16 protein-coding genes are annotated in these 19,900 nt (G+C 66.0%); 9 read left to right on the top strand and 7 right to left on the bottom strand.

Going from position 1 to position 19,900, the window contains the following annotated elements; all coding sequences use genetic code 11:
• Nucleotides 1-96 precede the first annotated feature (96 nt).
• The 5 genes from FFS45_RS24745 to FFS45_RS24725 are packed head-to-tail and all read left to right on the top strand — an operon-like array spanning nucleotide 97 to nucleotide 6,599.
• Nucleotides 97-1,587: a PelD GGDEF domain-containing protein gene (locus FFS45_RS24745; RefSeq protein ID WP_171029738.1), complete on the top strand. Its 1,491-nt coding sequence runs from the start codon at nucleotides 97-99 to the stop codon at nucleotides 1,585-1,587.
• Nucleotides 1,580-2,653 (top strand): hypothetical protein, encoded by a 1,074-nt coding sequence (locus FFS45_RS24740; RefSeq protein ID WP_249362912.1) that lies wholly within the window; start codon nucleotides 1,580-1,582, stop codon nucleotides 2,651-2,653. Before FFS45_RS24745 ends, FFS45_RS24740 begins: the two co-directional genes overlap by 8 nt.
• Nucleotides 2,650-4,278 carry a GT4 family glycosyltransferase PelF gene (gene pelF, locus FFS45_RS24735; RefSeq protein WP_137957263.1) on the top strand — a complete coding sequence of 543 codons (1,629 nt, stop codon included), beginning with the start codon at nucleotides 2,650-2,652 and terminating at the stop codon, nucleotides 4,276-4,278. The genes FFS45_RS24740 and pelF overlap by 4 nt, the downstream gene beginning before the upstream one ends.
• Nucleotides 4,278-5,651, top strand: a complete 1,374-nt coding sequence (pelG, locus tag FFS45_RS24730) for an exopolysaccharide Pel transporter PelG (RefSeq protein WP_137957262.1) — start codon at nucleotides 4,278-4,280, stop codon at nucleotides 5,649-5,651. Before pelF ends, pelG begins: the two co-directional genes overlap by 1 nt.
• A gap of 9 nt (nucleotides 5,652-5,660) precedes the next feature.
• A complete protein-coding gene (locus tag FFS45_RS24725; protein ID WP_137957261.1) occupies nucleotides 5,661-6,599 on the top strand; it encodes an endo alpha-1,4 polygalactosaminidase in 939 nt (312 codons plus the stop codon).
• Between the two features lie 72 nt (nucleotides 6,600-6,671).
• Here the strand turns inward: FFS45_RS24725 and FFS45_RS24720 are convergent, their stop codons facing one another.
• The 4 genes from FFS45_RS24720 to FFS45_RS24705 form a co-directional block, all read right to left on the bottom strand.
• Nucleotides 6,672-7,622, bottom strand: coding sequence for a hydroxymethylglutaryl-CoA lyase (locus FFS45_RS24720; RefSeq protein WP_137957260.1), 951 nt, complete (start codon nucleotides 7,620-7,622; stop codon nucleotides 6,672-6,674).
• A gap of 25 nt (nucleotides 7,623-7,647) precedes the next feature.
• A complete protein-coding gene (locus FFS45_RS24715) occupies nucleotides 7,648-8,838 on the bottom strand; it encodes a CoA transferase (RefSeq protein WP_137957259.1) in 1,191 nt (396 codons plus the stop codon).
• A 171-nt stretch (nucleotides 8,839-9,009) separates the two neighbouring features.
• Nucleotides 9,010-9,918 carry a LysR family transcriptional regulator gene (locus FFS45_RS24710; protein WP_137957258.1) on the bottom strand — a complete coding sequence of 303 codons (909 nt, stop codon included), beginning with the start codon at nucleotides 9,916-9,918 and terminating at the stop codon, nucleotides 9,010-9,012.
• A 114-nt stretch (nucleotides 9,919-10,032) separates the two neighbouring features.
• The gene (locus tag FFS45_RS24705) at nucleotides 10,033-10,689 is read right to left on the bottom strand and encodes a LysE/ArgO family amino acid transporter (protein WP_137957257.1); all 657 of its coding nucleotides are present in this window, start codon (nucleotides 10,687-10,689) and stop codon (nucleotides 10,033-10,035) included.
• Between the two features lie 98 nt (nucleotides 10,690-10,787).
• On the opposite strand from FFS45_RS24705, the gene FFS45_RS24700 reads away from it, so the two are divergent.
• Nucleotides 10,788-11,681, top strand: coding sequence for a LysR family transcriptional regulator ArgP (locus tag FFS45_RS24700; RefSeq protein WP_137957256.1), 894 nt, complete (start codon nucleotides 10,788-10,790; stop codon nucleotides 11,679-11,681).
• Nucleotides 11,682-11,780: 99 nt separating this feature from the next.
• Here FFS45_RS24700 and FFS45_RS24695 read toward each other — a convergent pair whose 3' ends face one another.
• Nucleotides 11,781-12,731: a LysR substrate-binding domain-containing protein gene (locus tag FFS45_RS24695; RefSeq protein WP_137957255.1), complete on the bottom strand. Its 951-nt coding sequence runs from the start codon at nucleotides 12,729-12,731 to the stop codon at nucleotides 11,781-11,783.
• Between the two features lie 119 nt (nucleotides 12,732-12,850).
• Here FFS45_RS24695 and FFS45_RS24690 point away from each other — a divergent pair, with 119 nt between their 5' ends.
• A complete protein-coding gene (locus tag FFS45_RS24690) occupies nucleotides 12,851-14,023 on the top strand; it encodes a M20 aminoacylase family protein (protein ID WP_137957254.1) in 1,173 nt (390 codons plus the stop codon).
• Between the two features lie 73 nt (nucleotides 14,024-14,096).
• Nucleotides 14,097-15,479 (top strand): MFS transporter, encoded by a 1,383-nt coding sequence (locus FFS45_RS24685; RefSeq protein ID WP_137957253.1) that lies wholly within the window; start codon nucleotides 14,097-14,099, stop codon nucleotides 15,477-15,479.
• Between the two features lie 76 nt (nucleotides 15,480-15,555).
• Here the strand turns inward: FFS45_RS24685 and FFS45_RS24680 are convergent, their stop codons facing one another.
• Together FFS45_RS24680 and FFS45_RS24675 are read right to left on the bottom strand one after the other, a co-directional pair.
• On the bottom strand, nucleotides 15,556-16,800 hold the full coding sequence (locus FFS45_RS24680) for an MFS transporter (protein ID WP_137957252.1): 1,245 nt from the start codon (nucleotides 16,798-16,800) through the stop codon (nucleotides 15,556-15,558).
• A complete protein-coding gene (locus FFS45_RS24675) occupies nucleotides 16,797-17,792 on the bottom strand; it encodes a PRC-barrel domain-containing protein (RefSeq protein ID WP_137957251.1) in 996 nt (331 codons plus the stop codon). Before FFS45_RS24675 ends, FFS45_RS24680 begins: the two co-directional genes overlap by 4 nt.
• A gap of 580 nt (nucleotides 17,793-18,372) precedes the next feature.
• Here FFS45_RS24675 and FFS45_RS24670 point away from each other — a divergent pair.
• Nucleotides 18,373-19,755: an NCS2 family permease gene (locus FFS45_RS24670; protein WP_137957250.1), complete on the top strand. Its 1,383-nt coding sequence runs from the start codon at nucleotides 18,373-18,375 to the stop codon at nucleotides 19,753-19,755.
• Nucleotides 19,756-19,900: the final 145 nt, after the last annotated feature.

Raw genomic sequence — 19,900 nt, 5'->3', positions numbered from 1 at the left:
GCCACTGAGCCGCCACTACGAATCGCTGCATTGTTGAATGCCATACCCGCCGCGTGCCGTTGACCGGCACTACGCCAAGTCATCAAGGAGAGGGCCGTGAATACCGCTGCCATGCCACCTGCTTCCGCCGCCGCGAAGACGCGCACCTCCAATCCCTTCGGCAACCTGGGGCGGGTGCGCCGTTTCGTGATGCCGGCCGTGACGCGGCCGTTCGCCATTGTCGAGACGGTTGTGTTCATTGTGGCCGTGGTCGGCGTGAGCTGGCTGGCGGACCATCGTGATCCCCTGCTGCTGCATGCGGGCTTTCCGTGGTTGTGGTTTGCGCCGTTGATCGTGGCGCTACGCTACGGCACCTTGCCGGGCCTGCTGGCAGGCGCGCTGCTGCTCGGCGCATGGAAGCTGCTCTATCCGGCCACCGATCCCTGGCCGGTGATGGTGTTTGTCGGCGGCCTGGTGCAGACCGTGATTGCCGGCCACTTCGGCGATACCTGGGGCCATCGCGCGGCCCGCGCCTCGACCATCAACGACTACCTGAACGACCGGCTGGTGGCGATCACCAACAGCCACTACCTGATGCGCCTGTCGCACGAGCGGCTCGAGAAGGATCTGCTGTCGAAGCCCACCACGCTGCGCGATTCGATTACCGAACTGCGCCGCCTGTCCGTGACGGCGCAGGAGGCGGAGCAGGGCGCTGCGGCCCCGGGCGCGGCCCGGACCGCTAACGCGGCCCACGCTGAAGCGGGCGGGCACGCCGCAACCGCACAACCCCCTGCAAGCGCCGCGCCGCTGCGTGCTTTGCCGGGCGCACATGGCCTGCTCGAATTCGTCGCCCAGGTGTGTCAGATCGAAGTCGCGGCACTGTACCCGGTACGCGACGGCCGGCTCGGCACCGACGCCGCCGCGCGGGTAGGCGACGACTTCGAATGGGCGCCGGATGACGAACTGGTCACGCATGCCATCCACACAATGAGCGTTGCGCATCTGAAAACCGAGGATATTCCGGCCGCGCAATCGCAATACCTGGTGTGCGCGCCGCTGGTCAGCGCCGACGGCCAGTTGCTGGCGATGCTCGTCATCAAGCGCATGCCGTTCCTCTCGCTGAACTTCGACAACCTGCAACTGCTGCTGGTGCTGCTCGGCTACTACGCCGATGGCGTGGAGCACGCGAGCCTCGTGTCGGGGATTCTCGCGGCTGTGCCAGGTTGTCCATACGATTTTGCGCTCGATCTTGGCCGCCTCACGCGCCTGCAGCGCGACGCCGGTATCGCCTCGTCGATGGTGGCGCTGGCGTTTCCGCGTGACGAAGCCGGCGACTCGCTGTTCGAGCATGTGATTCGTCGCCGCCGCGCGCTTGACCTGATGTGGCCGGTGCAAACCGCCTCGCAATCGGTGCTGGTGAACCTGATGCCGGCCACCGACACCACCGGCATCGACGGTTATCTGGCGCGTATCGAATCGAGCCTCTCGGCCCAGTTCAACCTGGATCTGGAGGGGGCCCGCGTTGGCGTGCATACGCTGCACCTGGGCGCCATGGAGCCGGGCCCGGCGCTGCAGCGCCTTCTGAAGCGCAGCGGCCTCGATGTCTAAGCCCATGTCCGCGCCCGCCAACGCACTGCGGTTCGCTGCGCAGTTTGCTGTGCATTTTGCTGTGCATTTTGCCGCGCGTTTCGCCGCACCGTTTGCCAGCTATCTGCTCGTGGAGTATCTGGCGTACCTCGCTTTCGCGCATGCGCCGGCGGGCGTCGATCCGCTGCTGGCCGGTTTTGCGGCGCAGGCGCTGGTAGCGTTCGTGCAGGCCTTGCTGCTGCGGCAGATGCTGCCTTTGCGCTACCGTGAGCCGCGCCTGTGGACGCTGCTGCTGCTATGGGTGTTGTGCACCTTCGTGCCGCTGGGCGGCGGCCTGGTGCTGCTCGTGAGCTGCGCCTGGGCCGCGTGGTTTCCGGGGACGCGGGACAGCGACCTGCTTGCCGACGTGCCGCGCCCCGAGTTCGTCACCTATCTGGTGTCGCGCGTTTCGCACGGCGGCGGCGCCCGTTTGCAGGCACGCTTGATCAATACCCAGGTGTCGTCCACCGACCGCCTGAGCGCGCTCGTTGCCATCCAGAGCATGCCCACCCGCACTACCGGCAGCCTGCTGCGCGAACTGCTGGCCGACCCGATCGAGGACGTGCGCCTGATTGCGTATGGCACGCTCGACCAGGCCGAGAACGAGATCATGCAAAAGATCTTCGCTACCGGCAAGGCGCTCGAACAGGCTCAGGATGACAACGAGCGCCATGCCATCAACCGGCGCCTCGCCGAACTGTACTTCGAACTGGTCTATCAGAACCTCGTGCAGGGCGCGGTGTACCGCCATACGCTCGAACAGGCCGACCGCTACGCTCGCGCGGCGCTCGCCACCGACGGGAAGGATGCGGCACTGTGGCTGATCCGCGGGCGTCTCGCGCTGGCCGAAGGCCGGCCCAACGAAGCGGGGCAGTATATGGAACGTGCCCTTGAACTGGGCTTTCCGCGCGAACGGCTGATTCCGTGGCTTGCCGAAGTGGCCTTCCTGCGCGGCGACTACGGCCAGACCGGTCACTTGCTCGCAACACTTGGCAACGCCGCTGCGCTGCCGACGCTCAAACCCACTGTGACTTACTGGTCGTCATGAAAGAGTCCCTGATGCGGCGCGCCGCCGATGCCGATGTCTGCCTGCTGCTGGAAGGCACCTTCCCGTTCGTGCGCGGCGGGGTGTCGAGCTGGGTCAATGAAATGCTGCGAGCCTATCCTGAGACGCGCTTTGCGATCGTCTTCATCGGCAGCCGCGAGGAGGACTATAACGGCGCGGCCTACGAATTGCCCGACAACGTCGTCCATCTGGAGACTCACTACCTTTACGAAGCGGCATCGGCCGACGCGCATCGGCCGCGGGAGATCGAGGGCGACGCGGCGGCATTTGCCAGATCGGCCGAGCTGCACGCGGCGCTGCGCGACACGCGCGGCGCCGACGTGGGCGCGCTGATGGCCGGGATGGTGCCCACGCTCGGCGAGCACGGCACACTCAACGAGACGCAGTTTCTGACGAGCCGCCAGTCGTGGGAGTTCATTGTCGAGCAGTACGAGAAGTACTGTACCGACCCGTCGTTCACCGACTACTTCTGGACCGTGCGGATCATGCACAAGCCGCTGTGGCAGCTGGCGAATGTCGCCGAGAAGCTGATTCCGGCGCGCGTCTATCACACGGTGTCGACGGGTTATGCGGGCTTTCTGGGCGCGCTGCTGCACTATCGCACGGGGCGCCCGCTGCTGATTTCCGAGCACGGCATCTATACGAAAGAGCGCAAGATCGACCTCTTGCAGAGCCAGTGGATTCGCGACAACCGGGGCGCGTTCGAGCGCGACATCTCGCGTATCAGCTATTTCCGCGAACTGTGGGTGCGCTTTTTCGAGGCGATCGGCAAGCTTGCCTATGACGCCGCGGACGAGATCGTGGCCTTGTATGAAGCGAACCGCCTGCGCCAGGTCGCCGACGGCGCCGCCGCCGAGCGCACTCGCAGCATTCCGAACGGCGTGGACGTCGACGGTCTCGCGCCGCTCGTCGAACAACGCGTGGCGGGTCCGCACCGGGTGGTAGCGCTGATTGGCCGGGTGGTGCCGATCAAGGACATCAAGACCTTCATCCGCGCCATGTTCGTGGCCTCGCGCAGCATGCCCGATATCGAAGGCTGGATCATCGGACCGGAAGAGGAAGACCCGGCTTATGCGCTCGAATGCCGCGCGCTGGTGGAGAGTCTGGGCCTCGCGGACAACGTGAAATTCCTCGGCTTTCAGCGCATCGACGCGGTGCTGCCGAAAATCGACGTGATCGCGCTGACCTCGATCAGCGAGGCCTTGCCGCTCGTGGTGCTGGAGGGCTTTGCGGCCGGCATCCCGTCCATTACCACGGACGTGGGCTCGTGCCGCCAGTTGATCGAGGGCTTCAGCGAGGAAGACCGCGCGCTGGGCCGCGCCGGCGCGGTCGTGCAGATCGCGAATGCGGCAGCCTTCGCGCAAGCCGTAGTCGCGCTGCTCAACGACGACGCCCGCTGGCTCGCGGCGCAAGCCGCCGGCCTCGCACGGGTGCGCCGCTACTACACCAAGGCGCAGATGACCGGCAGCTACCGCACCCTCTACGACCAGCTCGCCGCCGTGCCGGACGCGAAGCGCGGGGCGCGCAATCCTGCCTCGGGCGGCTGTCCGGTGCACCACGGCGCGTCGGCGGATGCGCGCGCCGCTCAAACCGGGGAGACACGCTAATGGCCGGGATTGGTTTCGAACTGCGCAAGATCCTCAGACATGAGACCTTGTTCGGTGTGGCGCGCGCTTATGCGTATGCCGGCCTGATCAGCTCGGGACCGCTGATCCTGTCTATCTTCGGCATCCTGATTATCGGCGTGATGAGCCTCGCCTTCGTGATACCGAAGTATGCAATCGTCCAGTTTCAGGTCTCGGTGACGTATCTGATCTCGCTGAGCCTCGTGCTGACCGGACCGCTGCAACTGTCGTTCACGCGCTTCATCTCCGACCGTCTGTTTGAAAAGCGCGACGATCTGGTGCTGTCGAACTACAACGGTGTCGTGCTGGTCTGCACGGTCGCGGCCGGGCTGCTGAGTTTTGTGGCGATGCTGCTGTGGTTTCCGGGTACGCCGCTCGCGTACCGCGTGCTGATGGTGGCGGGCTTCGTGGTGGTCAGCAACATCTGGATCGGAGTGATCTTTCTCTCCAGCGTCAAGCAGTACCGGCAGATCCTGTTTGTGTTCCTGATCGGCTACGGCTGTACGGTGGCGTTCGCCTTGCTGCTGAACCGGCATGGCATTGTCGGACTGCTGGGCGGCTTCGTCGCGGGGCATCTCGTGCTGCTGGGCGGACTCTCGGGGCTGATTTACCGTAACTACCGCAGCGGGCGGCTGATTTCCTTCGAGGTGTTCGACAGGCGCTTCGCCTATCCGACGCTGGCGCTGGTGGGCCTCTTTTTCAATCTGGGCGTGTGGCTCGACAAGCTGATGTTCTGGTACGCACCCGGCACCGGCTCCCCCGTCATCGGGCGGCTGCATGCGTCGGTGATCTACGATATCCCGGTGTTTATCGCCTATGTGTGCGTGATGCCCGGCATGGCGACGTTTCTGGTGCGCATCGAAGCGGATTTCGTCGAGTATTACGACGCGTTCTACGACGCCGTGCGCAGCGGCGCCACGCTGCGCCACATCCAGGATATGCGCGACATGATGGTGGGCAGCGTGCGCTCGGGTCTCTATGAAATCATCAAGATTCAGGCGATCGTGCTGCTGCTGATCGTCGCGTTTGGGCAAAACGTCCTGCATGCGCTGCATATTTCGACGCTCTACATGCCGCTCCTGACGGTCGACGTGATTGCCGCCAGCCTGCAGGTGGTGCTGCTGGGCCTGCTGAACGTGTTCTTCTATCTGGACGCGCGCCGCACCGTGCTGAAGCTGTGCATCGCCTTCGTGGCGCTCAACGGGTCGCTGACGTGGATCACGCTGCAGATGAGTCCCAACGCCTACGGTTACGGCTTTGCGCTGGCGCTGCTGATTCTGGTGGTCGGCGCGGTGCTGACGCTGGACCGCAAGTTCGCCCGGCTCGAATACGAAACCTACATGCTGCATAACTGATAGCGCGAGATGCGAATGTTCATGGTGCGCACGCTGTGCCGCTTCGCCGCCTGGGTGGCCTGTCTCGGCACGGCCGCCGGTCTCGGGCCACTGGCCGGGGCTCAGACCACCGCCGGCCCGGCGAGCAATGCCGCGCGTGCGGCCAATGTCCCCGTGCTGCCCTCGGTGGCGTTTTTCTATGGGGCGCCGGTGCCGCTCGATGCACTGTCCGGCTTCGACGCGGTGGTGGTCGAGCCGGACAGCGGCTTCGATCCTGCGGCGCAACAGGGGGGGCATACCGCGTGGTTTGCGTATGTCAGCGTCGGCGAGGTGAGCCCGCAGCGGCCGTATTACGCGGCGCTGCCGAAGGAGTGGCTGGTCGGCCATAACGCCGCGTGGGCGTCGAAGGTGGTCGATCAGGACGCGCCCGGCTGGCCGGCGTTTTACGTCAGGCAGGTGATCGCGCCGCTGTGGCGCAAGGGTTATCGCGGCTTCTTTCTGGATACGCTCGACTCGTACCAGCTGGCCGCCAAAACCGATGCCGCGCGGCAGCGCCAGCAGGCAGGACTGGTCGCGGTGGTCCGCGCCATCAAGGCGCGTTATCCGCGAGCACTGCTGATGTTCAACCGCGGCTTCGAGATCCTGCCGCAGGTACACGATCTCGTGTATGCGGTCGCCTTCGAATCGCTCTATAGCGGCTGGGACCAGGCCAGGCAACGCTACACCCAGGTGCCGCCCGCCGATCGCAGCTGGCTGCTCGGACAGGCGAAGACCATTCGCGAGCAGTACGCGCTGCCGGTGATCGCGATCGACTACTGTGCTCCCGGCGATGAGCAATGCAAGCGCGAGACGGTGCAGAACATCTGCAAGGACGGCCTCGTGCCGTATGTGGCGGACGGGGCCTTGCAGACGGTTGGAGTGGGGCGCGAGGGTATCTGCGCCGATGAGGCCGGCGGCGCGCAGCCCTGAAGAAAGGCCCACCCGTCTCACGGGCCCATGCTCACACCGCCCGCACACGTGGCGCTTGCGCAGCCCGCCGCTTCAGCCCGCCGACGGACGCTGTTCCTCAAGCTCAGGCGCGGGATGCAGGTCGAGCCGCCGGCCGGCCTTGAGCAGCTGGCTCGGCACGTCGTGGCCGATCAACCCCGGCAGATGCGCTGCGGCTTCCAGCGCCTGGCCCAGATCGACACCGGTGTCGTAGCCGTTCAGCTCGAGCATATGCACGAGTTCTTCGGTGCAGACATTCCCGGTCGCCCCCGGTGCGTAAGGACAGCCACCGAGGCCGCCGAGCGACGCATCAAAGCGGTCGATCCCGGCTTCCAGCGCGGCCAGCGTATTGGCGAGCGCCATGCCGCGCGTATTGTGAAAGTGCAGCGTGGTTTCGAGTTGCGCAAAATCCTGGCGGGTGCGTTGCGCCAGTTGCCGCACCTGGTTGGGGTACGCCATGCCGGTCGTGTCGCACAGCGTCACGCCGTGCACGCCGAGCGCGGCGAAGCGTGACACCCAGCCGAGCACCTCGTCTTCGGCGACATCGCCTTCCATCGGACAACCGAATGCGGTCGACAGCGACACGTTGATGGCCACACGTGTCTTGCTTACCACTTCGATCACATCGCGCAGTTGTGCGAACGATTGCTCGCGGCTCATGCGCAGGTTGGCGCGGTTATGGCTCTCGCTCACCGACATGACCAGATTGACTTCATCGACGTCGCACGACAGCGCACGCTCGGCGCCGCGCACGTTCGGCACCAGCACCGTATAGCCGACGCCGGGGTGGCGCGTAATGCGCTGCATCACCGCTTCGGCGTCGCGCAGCGCCGGAATGGCGCGCGGCGAGGTGAACGAGGTGACTTCGATCTTGGCAAAGCCGCACGCGCTCAGGCGGTCGATCAGGGCGATCTTGTCGTCGGTTTCAATAAAGCGGGCTTCGTTCTGGAAGCCGTCGCGGGTGGCGACTTCCTGTATGTACAGGCGGGGGCGGGTAGCGCTCATGGTGGGTCTCCGTACAGGTGGTGCGTCAGATCACGCCGCGCTCGCGCAAGGCGCTGCGTTGGGCCGCGTCGACGCCGAGCGAGGCGAGTACTTCGTCGGTGTGTTCGCCGAGCGCCGGGGCGCGCGAGCGGATCGTGCCGGGTGTGGCGTCGAGCTTCGGCAGCACGCCAGGGAGCTGCACCGGCGTGCCGTCGGCGAGCGTGCTGTCGACGATCATGTCGCGGGCGCGGTAGTGCGGATCGGCGGCGATATCGGCGATGTCGTAGATCTTGCCGGCCGGAATGCGCGCTTCGTTGAGCCGCGCCAGCACCTCGTCGAGCGGGCGCTGCGCGGTCCATGCGCCGATCGCGGCATCGAGCCGCTCGACCTGCGCCACCCGGCCGTCGTTTTGCGCGAGCGCCGGGTCGGCCGCGAGGTCGGGACGCTCGATCACCTCCATCAGGCGGCGGAAGATACTGTCGCCATTGCCGGCGATCAGCGCGTATTTGCCGTCCTGGCAACGGTAGGCATTGGAAGGGGCGATGCCCGGCAGGCTGCTGCCCGCCGCTTGCCGCACCGCGCCGAACACGGAGTGCTCGGGCAGCAGGCTCTCCATCATGTTGAAGACCGACTCGTACAGCGCCACGTCGACCATCTGCCCCGCGCCGCCTTGCTGGTCGCGATGGCGCAGCGCCAGCAGGATGCCGATCACGCCATGCAGCGCGGCCAGCGAATCGCCGATCGAGATGCCCACGCGCACCGGCGTGCGGCCCGGTTCGCCGCTTAGATGACGCAAGCCGCCCATCGCCTCGCCGATCACGCCGAAGCCGGGCAGATCGCGATAGGGCCCGCTCTGGCCGTAACCGGAGACGCGCAGCATCACGAGCCTGGGGTTCAGTTCATGCAGGGTGTCCCAGCCGAGGCCCCAGCCTTCGAGGGCGCCGGGCCGGAAATTCTCGATCACCACGTCGGCCTCGGTGGCGAGGCGCCGGGCGATGGCCTGGCCTTCGGGGTCGCGCAGGTCGAGCGTCACCGAGCGCTTGTTGCGAGATTGCGCGGCCCACCACACCGAGGTGCCGTCGTGCAGCATGCGCCATTTGCGCAGCGGGTCGCCGGTGCCCGGCGGTTCGATCTTGATGACGTCGGCGCCGAATTCGGACAGCATGCGGCTCGCAAACGGGCCGGCAATCAGTTGTCCGAGTTCGAGGACGCGGATTCCGTCGAGCGGTCCAGTCATGCTTCGTCTCCATCCTGTGTGTTGCATTGAGAAGGATGGTGCGCGCGAACGGCTGCGCTGGGAATGTCGGAATGGTCACGAACCCTTTCCCCGAGGGAAAGGCGCAGGGCGGGGCGGCTATTGCAGGGTTATGGCGGCTTATTGAGCGGCTATTGATCGGCCATTGCGGGACTATTGCGCCTCGGGCGTGCCGGTCATGAACTCGAACAGCCTGGCGGCTTCCGGTGTCAGCGCGTCGGCCTGTTTGGCCGCGATCCACAGCGTGCGTTCGGCCCAGGCATCGGTCAGTTGCACCGCGCGCAGGCCGGCCTCGAGGATTTCCGGCCGCACGGCCGCGGCGGGGAGGATGCCGATGCCCAGACCCGCTTCGATCATCCGGCTGATGCCGTCGAAGCTGCTCACCTGGACCCTGAGCCGCAGCGGCCGCTCGGCGGCGAGCGCCGCGTCCATCAGGCGCAGCAGCAGCGAACTGCCGCTATTCAGGCCGACATAGTCGTAGTCGAGCGTGTCGGCAAACGCAATCTGTGTGAGGCCGGCCAGTGCATGGCCCGCCGGGACCAGCAGAACCAGCTGGTCGCGCCGGTACAGGCGCTTGTCGACCAGCGGCGCCGGCACGTTGTCGGCAAAGATGCCGAGGTCGGTGCGGCCGGCGCCCAGGGCTTCGATCACTTCGCTGCTCAGGCGCTCTTCGAGCGTGATCCTGATGCTTGGGTTGACGGCCAGAAAGCGCTGCAGATCCGTGGGCAGGAACTGCACGACCGCCGAGGTGTTGGCCCAGACCCGCACATGGCCGCGCACGCCGACCGCGAAATCGCTCATTTCGCTCGCCATCCGGTTGACCTGATCGAGCACCTGCAGCGCGTGGTTCAACAGCCCGTGGCCGGCGGGTGTCAGTTCGACGCCGCGCGGGTGGCGCACCAGCAGGGCGCAATCGGTGGCGCGTTCGAGGTCGGCGATGCGTTTGCTGATCGCCGAAAGCGTCATGTGGCAGCGCTCGGCGGCGCGGGTCAGGCTGCCGGTTTCGGCAACCGCGAGGAAGACGCGCAGTGAATGCAGATCGAAGTGCGTCGGATTGACCATGAGGGCGGCAGCCTGCAACGAAAACGGGGCGGAAAGCCCGATTCTACGGCTTCCCGCCCCGTTTGTTGTGCCGCTGGGTGTGTCGCCCGCGGCGCGGCGGATTCGCTATCCCATCTAGCGCAGCTGCGTGACGGCCAGCAGCAGGATCATGCTGCCGATCGCACCATCCAGCACGCGCCAGGCCATGGCGCGGCGAAACAGCGGGGCGAGCATACGGGCGCCATAGCCGAGGCCGACGAACCACACTGCGCTGACCGCCATGGCGCCGAGTGCGAAGGCGACCCGGCCGTCTGCGGCCTCGCGGGCGCCGGCCGTGCCGATCAGCAGAAACGTGTCGAGATAGACGTGCGGGTTGAGCCAGGTGAAGGCGAGCGTCATCAGGACAATCGGCATCGCGCCGCGTGCTGCGGGCGTGGGCGCTGGCGCTGGCGTGGCGCCAGCCGGGGCCGGCTGGCCGGGCGTCTCGACTTCCATGACGGCGTGGCCGGGCTGCACCGCGCGGCGCAGCGCGCTGAGGCCGAACCACGCGAGATAGGCGAGTCCCACATACAGCATGGTATGCACGAACACCGGATAGCGTTCGACCAGCACCGAGGCGCCGCCGACGCCCGCGGCGATCAGAATGAAGTCCGACAGCATGCACAGCAGCACGATCTTGCCGACGTGCGAGCGCATGATGCCTTGCCGCAGCACGAAGGCGTTTTGCGCCCCGATGGTGACGATCAGCGACGCGCACAGCGCCGCTCCGTGGGAGAAAGCGAGCCAGTCCATAAGCAATCCGGTAGACGGGTGAGACGAATTGGCGCTAGTCTGCGGGTTCGTGCCTCGTAAGAGAAGCTAATTTAGTTAATGCCGATTAAGGAACGCTAATGCTCGACTATGCCTTGCTCGATGCGCTGGCCGCAGTGGTGCGCCACGGTTCGTTCGACCGTGCGGCGAGCGCACTGAACGTGACGCCCTCGGCGGTCTCGCAGCGCGTGAAGCTGCTCGAGGAGCGGGTGGGCAGCGTGCTGGTCAAACGCGGGCAGCCGTGCGTGGCGACCACGTCCGGCGCACTGCTGTGCCGGCATACGGAACGCGTGCAACTGCTCGAGTCCGAGCTGACGGGGCGCTTGCCGGCGATGCCGGGGGCACTGGTTGAAGCGTGGCCGACCTTGCGGGTTGCGGTCAACGACGACAGCGTGGGCACCTGGTTTATCGATGCGGTGGCCGGGTTTTGCGTGGAGCGCGAGATGCTGCTCGATCTCGTGATCGACGATCAGGACCACACCGCGCAGCGGATTCGCGACGGCAGCGTGCAGGGCGCGGTCACGACGCAGGCCGAACCGGTGCAGGGTTGCCGCTCGGTGCGGCTTGGCCGGATGCGCTATCTGGCGGTATGCGCGCCGGCTTTCTTCGAGCGTTATTTTGCCGACGGCGTGACACGCGAGTCGTTGCGGCGTGCGCCCTGCGTCGACTTCAATCCGAAGGACCAGTTGCAGAAGCGCTTCATGCGCCGGATTACGCGGGCGGAAGTCGATCCGCCGCTGCACTGGATTCCACACGTCGCGGGCTTCCTGCGAGCCTGTGCGAACGGGATGGGGTGGGGCCTGTGCCCGGAGCGGATGATCGCGGCGCAACTGGCAAACGGCGAACTGGTGGACATGGCGCCGGGCAAGCCGATCGATGTGGACCTGTACTGGCAGAGCTGGCGCCTCTCGATTGGTTGGCTGGACGATTTCGGCACGGCGCTGCGCAAGCGGGCGGCGGAGTTTCTGGATTGAGCGATGGCTGCATGGCGGACGAAGCCGGCGCGAGACCGCGCGGCTGTCATGGCTTCAATGCGGCGCCGGCATCGCGCCGCCGGGCCAGGCGCCGCGTGGCTACAGCAGCAGCTCGATCGAATGAAACAGCCTGCGCTGCTCGGCGTCCTTCGAGTGTGCGCCTTCATCGATCACTTCGCGCAGGCAGTCGAGAAAACACGCGGCAGCCGGACTCGTCGGCGCGCCGCGCCGTGACGTAATGCTGACCATGGTCTCGTCCACCGTTTCGCGCAGCGGCAACGCCCACAGATTTTCCTTCGTACTGCAGACCTCGACCAGCGGCCAGGGAAAGATACTGAGCATGTCCGTATGCGCCAGCAACCCAAGCACGATTGCCAGCGAATGCGCGAGGTGTATCGTATGCGGCACTTTCATGCCGCGTTGTCCGAACACGTTGTCTGAAATCGACTCGCGGCTCGCCGGGTCCCAGTTCAGCACCCATTCGGCGTCTTCGAGTTCGAGCAGGGTGCGGCATCCGGCCTTCGGATGATCGCGTCTTGCCACCACGGCCGAATGCGTCGAAAACAGCGGCACGTTGTGAAATTCCGATTGCGGCGAAGCAGGGGGCGGGCGTCCGATCGAAAAGTCCAGGCTGCCGTCGCGCAAGCGCGGCTGCACGACCGCCAGCAGCCCCTCGAAGAACTCCAGTTGCACCTCCGGCATACGCTGGCGGAAACGCTGCACCGTCGGCGGCAGGAAGGTCAGTGCGATCCACGGCGTGACGCCAATCGACAGTTTCCCCGCCGCGGCTCCGCGCAATGCCTCGATTTCCGCCTCGGCCCGCTGCAGTTGCCCGAGCACGAGCCGCGCATGTACGACCAGCGCGCGGCCGAACTCGGTGAACGCCACGCCGCTCGCGCTGCGAATCACCAGTGGCGCCCGCAGATCGGCTTCCAGCTCGCGTACCGCCTTGGTCACGGCGGCCGGCGACAGCCCCAGGGTGCGCGCTGCTGCCCGGATACTGCCGGTATCGGCAATTGCCGCCAAGGTGTTGAGTTGATGGAGTTTCATCTGATCGAAGCGAGAGGAGGGTGGCAACCACGGGTTGCCGCCGCGACGATTCTACGCCTGCCCGTCAAAAATCGGCCTCGTTATCCTGAGTTCACGCATTCATTGACGGAGACAGCATCGTGAACACCATGGCCATTCCGGCGGGCATCGCCGATCTCGAAGAAGAAATGATCGCCCTGCGCCGCCGTATCCACGCGCACCCTGAGCTTGCGTATGAAGAATTCGCCACTGCCGATCTGGTGGCCGAGCGTCTGCAGGAGTGGGGCTATACAGTGCGCCGCGGGCTGGGGCAAACCGGCGTGGTGGGCCAGTTGAAAGTCGGCCACGGCACGAAGCGGCTCGGCTTGCGCGCCGACATGGACGCCTTGCCGATCCACGAACAGACCGGCCTGCCGTATGCCAGCAAGATTCCCGGCAAGATGCACGCGTGCGGCCACGACGGCCACACCGCGATGCTGCTCGCCGCGGCCAAGCACCTTGCCCGCTCAAAGTCGTTCGACGGCACCCTGAACCTGGTTTTCCAGCCGGCTGAAGAGGGCCAGGCAGGCGCCCGAAAAATGCTCGAAGACGGCCTGTTCGAGGCATTCCCGTGCGATGCGGTGTTCGCCATGCACAACATGCCCGGCTATCCGACCGGCAAATTCGGCTTCCGGCCGGGCTCGTTCATGGCCTCGTCGGATACGGTGATCGTCAAGGTAACGGGCCGCGGCGGCCACGGTGCAATGCCGCACAAGGCGGTCGATCCGGTCGTCGTCTGCGCGCAGATCGTGCTCGCGCTGCAGAGCATCGTCTCGCGCAATATCGCGCCGCTCGACATGGCGATCATCACGGTCGGCGCGATCCATGCCGGCGAAGCGCCGAACGTCATTCCCGAAACGGCCGAGATGCGCCTCTCGGTGCGCGCGCTGCGCCCCGAGGTTCGCGACTATCTGCAAACGCGCATCACCGAGGTGGTGGAAGCGCAGGCCGCCGTCTACGGCGCGCGGGCCGAGGTCGATTATCAGCGGCGTTATCCGGTGCTCGTCAACGACGCCGCCATGACCGGCTTCGCGCAGCAGGTCGCACGCGACTGGCTCGGCGAAACCGGTCTGATTCCGGATATGCAGCCGCTCACGGGCAGCGAAGACTTTGCGTTCCTGCTCGAACAGTGTGCGGGCAGCTATCTGATCATCGGCAATGGCGACGGCGAGGGCGGCTGCATGGTGCACAACCCGGGCTACGACTTCAACGACGACTGCCTCGCGAGCGGCGCGGCGTATTGGGTGCGGCTTACCGAGGCGTTTCTCGTGTGAGTGAGCGCAGTGGGTCGCGCAGTGAGTCGCGCAGTGAGTCGCGTCGCAGCAGGACATCTGGGAGGAGACACATATGGACTATTCCGCTACACCCCATCCTTCAGCGGGTGCACAGGAACTGGCCGCAAGCGGCCTGTCGCGCGACGCTGCGGCCGTGCCGCTGCCGCGAAGCCGGGCGGGCCACGCCAAAGCGATTGCTGCGATCACGCTCGGCAACGGCCTCGAGTTCTTCGATTTCACGATCTACAGCTTTTTCGCCACCATCATCGGCAAGCTGTATTTCCCGGTTGAAGGGCAGCTTGCGCAGCTGATGCTGGCGGTGGGCACGTTTGGGGTGGGCTTCATCATGCGGCCGGTGGGCGGCGTGGTGCTCGGCGCCTATGCGGACCGCGCCGGCCGCAAGGCGGCGATGAGTCTCACGCTGTGGCTGATGACGCTCGGCTCGGCGATCATCGCCTTTGCACCTGCTTATGCGGCGATTGGCCTGGCCGCGCCGCTGCTGGTGATTCTCGCGCGCCTGATTCAGGGCTTTGCGCTGGGCGGCGAGATCGGCGCGTCCACTTCGCTGCTGATGGAATACGGCAGCGACAAGACGCGCGGTTTCTACGGCAGCTGGCAGTTCGTGAGCCAGGGCCTGAATACCGTGTGCGGCTCGCTGCTCGGCGTCGCGCTGGCGGCGTGGCTGTCCACCGCGGCGCTCGAAAGCTGGGGCTGGCGCGTGCCGTTTGTGATCGGCATGGCGATGGGACCGATCGGCGTTTATATTCGCCGTCACCTCAACGAGACCTTGCCTCTCGCGGCGGATAGCGCGGACGGAGCACACGCTGCGGTCTCCGCAGCGCATGCCCAGCCGGTGCGCGAAATCTTTCGCTCGCACCTGGGCGTCATCGCGACTGGCGTCGTAACGACGATCGGCGGCACGGCGGCGAACTACATCGTGCTGTTTTACCTGTCGACATACGCGATCCGCATTCTCCATCTGCCGATGTCGCTCGCGCTCTGGGCCTCATGGACCGCAGCCTTCGTCACCGTGATCCTGTCGCCGTTCGCGGGTGCCTTGTCCGACCGCGTGGGCCGCAAGCGCGTGCTGTGGATCTCGCGGGTCCTGCTGATCGCGGCCGTCTATCCGGCCTTCATGCTGATCAATGCTTCGCCGACGGTGCCCATGTTGCTGGCGGTTGTCGCCGTGCTTGCCGTACTGGTGGCGTTCACCGCCGTGCCGAACATCGTGATGTTGCCGGAGATGTTTCCGCGCGAAATCCGGGCGACCGGGATGTCGATTGTCTACTGCCTCGGCGTGTCGATTTTCGGCGGCTTCGCGCAGTTCTTCGCGACCTGGCTGATCCAGCTGACGGGCAATACGCTGGCGCCCGCGTGGTATCTGATCGGCTGCGGGCTGGTGTCGTTGCTGCCGCTGCCGTTTATCCGCGAAACGGCAGGCCGGCCGATTGACTGAGGCGCAGGGCAACAAGAAGAAAGGCCAGTGCCGTTCACACGGTACTGGCCTTTTCTTCGTCCACTCATCGCCTCATCTACCGCGCCTCCGGCACCCCCTCCGCTTGCCGCACGGTTTCGCTGTCCCGCGTCTCGGGCATGGCCGCCCACACGAGCAGCACGGCCAGCGCCCCCGCCGCCGCGAGGCCGAAGAAGCTGATCGTATTGCTGAAGTGATCGGCAATGAAACCCGCGGCCGCCGTACTCAAGGTCGCGCCGATCCCGGCCGCGAGGCCGAACAGGCCGATACACAGGTTATAGCGCCCCTTGCCGCCGGCCACGTCCGCGGCAATCAGCGGCAGCATCACACCGAACACCGCGGCGCTGATGCCATCGAGCATCTGCACCGGCACCAGCAGGTAAGGGCTGCTGACTCCGGCGAACAGCAAGGCGCGAATCGGCAGGGCGGAGAAGCCGAACAGCAGGATCGGCCGGCGCCCCCAGCGCTGTGCCGAGCGGCCCACCCACGGCGACATCATCGCGACAATCGCTTGCGGCACGATGATGCAGGCGGCAATCACGAGCTGCACGTTGTCTCCCATGCCCGCGGTCACTTCACCGGCGGCGAGGTTGAGCATGGCCGCGTTGGAGAGGTGGAACAGCACGATACAGGCCGCGAACACCAGCATGCGCTTGTCGCGCAGCAGTTCGCGCAGGCTCTCGCGCTTTTCCCCCGCATCCGGTTCGGGCGCGGCCTGGGGCAGCGGGTTCACGGTGCCGGTGTGCTGCACCATGCTGAGCGCAATCAGCGCCGGCATGGCGAGCGCGGCGGTCAGCCAGAACACGGCACGCGACGAGAAATACTCGCCGAACAGGCCCATCAGGCCGGCTGCGACCGCACTGCCGATCGATGCCCAGCGCGCATTGCGCCCGAGCCGGTCGCCGAGGTTCTGGCGCCCGACCAGCGCGAACGAGATCGCCGCCATGGCCGGCACCAGCATGCAACTGGCGAAGCCGTGGAAGACTTCGGCGGCGATCACCGGCAGCACGGTCGGGCTGCTGGCGAGCAGCACCGCGGAGAGGATGATCGCGAAGATTGCCCATGCGGCGGCGCCTTTCTTGTTGCGCATTGCATCGACGGCGGCGCCGGCCGGCACCTGGCTCACCATCGCGCTGATCGTGCCGACCGACAGCGCCATGCCGATCTCGCCCTGGGTCCACTTGTGCGACGCGAGATACGACGCGATGAACGGACCGAACCCCGTCTGCACGTTGGCGACGAAGAAGTTCATCCAGTCCAGCGCGCGCAGACTTCTCGCGGTAACCATCTGGCGGCCTGTCATCGGGCCGCCCGTGCGGTCGAAGCCGCCGCGGAGGATGTCGAGGTGCCCTGCGCAGGGACAGGTACAGGCGCAGGCGCGGGCGGCGCCGGCGAGACGGCGCGGATCGGTTCACCCGAGGCATACGGCGGCGACGCGGCGATCGCCGCATCGCTCAGGTCCATCAGCGCCGCGAGCGTCTTGTCGCGGACCGCGAAACGCAGCGCCGACCAGTTGGCGGCAATTGTGCGGCGATCGGCGCTGACCATGCCGCTGACGTCGAGCACGACCGCTTGCGGCTGCGCATTGCCGTCGATCAGCACGTCGACCACCCGGCCGACTTTCCCGCCGTTGGGCCGCTCCACCGTGGCGTCGAGCAGCGGCAGGCGCGTCGCGGTCGCGGTGCCGGCCGCAGCCGCGGCCGCCTTGGCGCGGTCGGGCGCAGGCGCCTGGCCGGGCGCGAGGTTCAGCGTGATCGGTGCGGTCTTGGCGCTCGGCGTGAAGCGGAACGCGCTCCATGGGAAATTGACCTTGCGGTCGCCAACCCCGAGGAAGCCCTGCAGGTTGACGATCATCTCGATCGGCCTGCCGTTCGCGTCGGTCACCAGATCGACGGCGCGGCCCACGACCTTGCCGTCGGGCTTCTGCACTTCGCTGTCGAGCAGCCCATGCGCCTGGTTGCGATCGATCAGCCGCGTCACGATGAGCGGCGCAGGGGTGGGCGGCGGCGGCGCGGGCGTGGCCACCGGCGGCGGAGGCGTCTCTTTCTTCGGCGGCGGTGTGGCGGGGCGTTTAGGCTTTGCCGGCGTCTCGGGCTTGGCCGCTTCCGTTTGCACCGTGGTCTCGGGCGGCCCGGCCACGAGGGCGTTGCTGGCGGGTTCGACGAACTCCGGTACGGCCTCGGTGATCGGCGCCTGCTGCGGTCCCCGCAGCAGACTGCAACCCGACAGGGCGATAGCCGCAAGGACGAGAAGGATCGGATAACGGCAAGCTGGACGTGGAAAACCGCCACTCATCAAGAAGGACTCCATGGGCGAGAGCGCACGGTGCAAGGGATGGGCCGCACCGGCCGCTGCTGCAATTGAAACGGTGTATGCGTCAGAGTTTAACCCGCAGCGCGGGGCGCTCCGGCTCGGGGCCGCGTGAAAGTGAAGGACGGGGCAGGTGACACTACGAGCGACACCACAAACGACACCGCAAGCCACAGGACAAACGGCATGCATGCGACAAACGCATGACAGACCGTAGGTGTAAACACGCGGGCCGAACCCGCATGCCGCCGTGCCTTAAACGATATAAGCACCGTGACATGACCGGCATGCCATTCATGCGATGGGAGACATATTTGTATTCGCCTACATTTCGGGACAGCAAATGACGAACGGTGCTAACGCGGGTGACAGCCCGCTACGTAGGGGCCCGATTGTAAGGGATGTCGGGAATCCTCGGACGAAAGCAGCCGGCCTGAGACACAGACTTGCGGTTTCGGCGAACGTTCAAATCTTGCCCCACCACATTACATAAACGCAACGAGACGAACCTGATGACGGCCGGTGCCCCGGTCGTTTCAGCATGCTGATAAAGGAGGCACTCACCATGATGGAACCCCACGCCCAGCCGATTTCCGAAGTCGGCGTCGACGCTTTCGACTCCAAGGGCTTTCTCGACCGCTACTTTGAAATCTCCTCGCGCGGCAGCTCGCAGCGTCAGGAGATCATTGCCGGCGTCACCACGTTTCTGGCGATGGTCTATTCCGTCTTTGTCGTCCCAGGGATGTTCGGCAAGGCCGGTTTCGACACCAGCGCCGTATTTGTGGCCGTGTGCCTCACCACCGCCTTCGGCTCGCTGCTGATGGGCATCTGGGCCAAGCTGCCGATCGCGATCGGCTGCGCCATCTCGCTTACGGCGTTCACGGCCTTTGGCCTCGTGCTCGGCAAGGGCCTGCATCCGACGGTCGCGCTCGGCGCCGTGTTCCTGATGGGGATCGTTTTCACCGGCATTTCGGTGACGGGCGTGCGCTCGTGGATCCTGCGCAACCTGCCGAGCGGCGTCGCGCACGGCACGGGGATCGGCATTGGCCTGTTCCTGCTGCTGATCGCGGCCAATGACGTGGGCCTCGTGATCAAGAACCCGGGCGCCGGGCTGCCGGTTTCGCTCGGCCATATCACCGCGCTGCCGGCGCTGATGTCGGTGATCGGGCTGGCGGCGATCTTCGGTCTGGTGCGCCGCCGCGTGCCGGGCTCGATCCTGATCGTGATCGTCGCGATTTCGGCGATCGGCCTGCTGATCGATCCGGCTGTGACGTTCCACGGCGTGTTTGCATTGCCGTCGCTGAGCGCGCCGGGCCATACGTCGCTGATCGGCGCGATGGACATCAAGGGTGCGCTCTCGCTCGCGGTGCTGCCTAGCGTGCTGGCGCTGGTGATGACGGCCGTGTTCGACGCCACCGGCACGATCCGCGCTGTTGCCGGCCAGGCCGGACAACTCGATGCCGACGGCCGCATCATCAACGGCGGCCGCGCGCTGACCGCGGACTCGCTGAGCTCGATTTTCTCGGGCCTGCTCGGCGGCGCGCCGGCGGCTGCCTATATCGAATCGACGGTCGGCGTTGCTGCGGGTGCGAAGACGGGGATGGCGGCAGCGGTGGTCGGCCTGCTGTTCCTCGTGGTGATGTTCTTCTCGCCGCTCGCGGGTCTGGTGCCCTCGTATGCGACGGCGCCGGCGCTGATGTACGTCGGCCTGCTGATGCTCTCGAGCGTGAGCAAGCTCCATATGGACGACATGGTCGACGCAATGTCGGGTCTGGTCTGCGCCGTGTTCATTGTGCTGACCGCCAACATCGTCACGGGCATCATGCTGGGTTTTAGCACGCTGGTGATCGGCCGCATCGTGAGCGGCGAGTATCGCAAGCTGAATGTTGGGACGGTGGCGATTGCTGTTGTGCTGGCTGCGTTCTACCTCGGTGGCTGGGCAATCTGAGTGGCGTGCTTGCCGAAGTAGCTTTTCGTGCCAGATGTGACGCGCGAGTGGGGCAGGGTCTGGTTGGCTCTGCTCGCGTGTGCAGCGAATTGTTTCTCCACCCTTCACGCGGCGTGTCGCAGTGCTTTGAACTGCGGTGTACCGC

This window comes from Burkholderia sp. 4M9327F10 (assembly GCF_005503145.1).
Classification (GTDB): domain Bacteria; phylum Pseudomonadota; class Gammaproteobacteria; order Burkholderiales; family Burkholderiaceae; genus Paraburkholderia.
This window is presented reverse-complemented; position numbering and strand designations above follow the sequence as displayed.

Coding starts and splice junctions, on each gene's coding strand:
- FFS45_RS24670 (WP_137957250.1), top strand. CDS start 18,373: ATGATGGAACCCCACGCCCAGCCGATTTCCGAAGTCGGCGTCGACGCT.
- FFS45_RS24700 (WP_137957256.1), top strand. CDS start 10,788: ATGCTCGACTATGCCTTGCTCGATGCGCTGGCCGCAGTGGTGCGCCAC.
- FFS45_RS24675 (WP_137957251.1), bottom strand. CDS start 17,792: ATGAGTGGCGGTTTTCCACGTCCAGCTTGCCGTTATCCGATCCTTCTC.
- FFS45_RS24715 (WP_137957259.1), bottom strand. CDS start 8,838: ATGACTGGACCGCTCGACGGAATCCGCGTCCTCGAACTCGGACAACTG.
- FFS45_RS24710 (WP_137957258.1), bottom strand. CDS start 9,918: ATGGTCAATCCGACGCACTTCGATCTGCATTCACTGCGCGTCTTCCTC.
- FFS45_RS24680 (WP_137957252.1), bottom strand. CDS start 16,800: ATGACAGGCCGCCAGATGGTTACCGCGAGAAGTCTGCGCGCGCTGGAC.
- FFS45_RS24740 (WP_249362912.1), top strand. CDS start 1,580: ATGTCTAAGCCCATGTCCGCGCCCGCCAACGCACTGCGGTTCGCTGCG.
- FFS45_RS24725 (WP_137957261.1), top strand. CDS start 5,661: ATGCGAATGTTCATGGTGCGCACGCTGTGCCGCTTCGCCGCCTGGGTG.
- pelF (WP_137957263.1), top strand. CDS start 2,650: ATGAAAGAGTCCCTGATGCGGCGCGCCGCCGATGCCGATGTCTGCCTG.
- pelG (WP_137957262.1), top strand. CDS start 4,278: ATGGCCGGGATTGGTTTCGAACTGCGCAAGATCCTCAGACATGAGACC.
- FFS45_RS24705 (WP_137957257.1), bottom strand. CDS start 10,689: ATGGACTGGCTCGCTTTCTCCCACGGAGCGGCGCTGTGCGCGTCGCTG.
- FFS45_RS24695 (WP_137957255.1), bottom strand. CDS start 12,731: ATGAAACTCCATCAACTCAACACCTTGGCGGCAATTGCCGATACCGGC.
- FFS45_RS24720 (WP_137957260.1), bottom strand. CDS start 7,622: ATGAGCGCTACCCGCCCCCGCCTGTACATACAGGAAGTCGCCACCCGC.
- FFS45_RS24685 (WP_137957253.1), top strand. CDS start 14,097: ATGGACTATTCCGCTACACCCCATCCTTCAGCGGGTGCACAGGAACTG.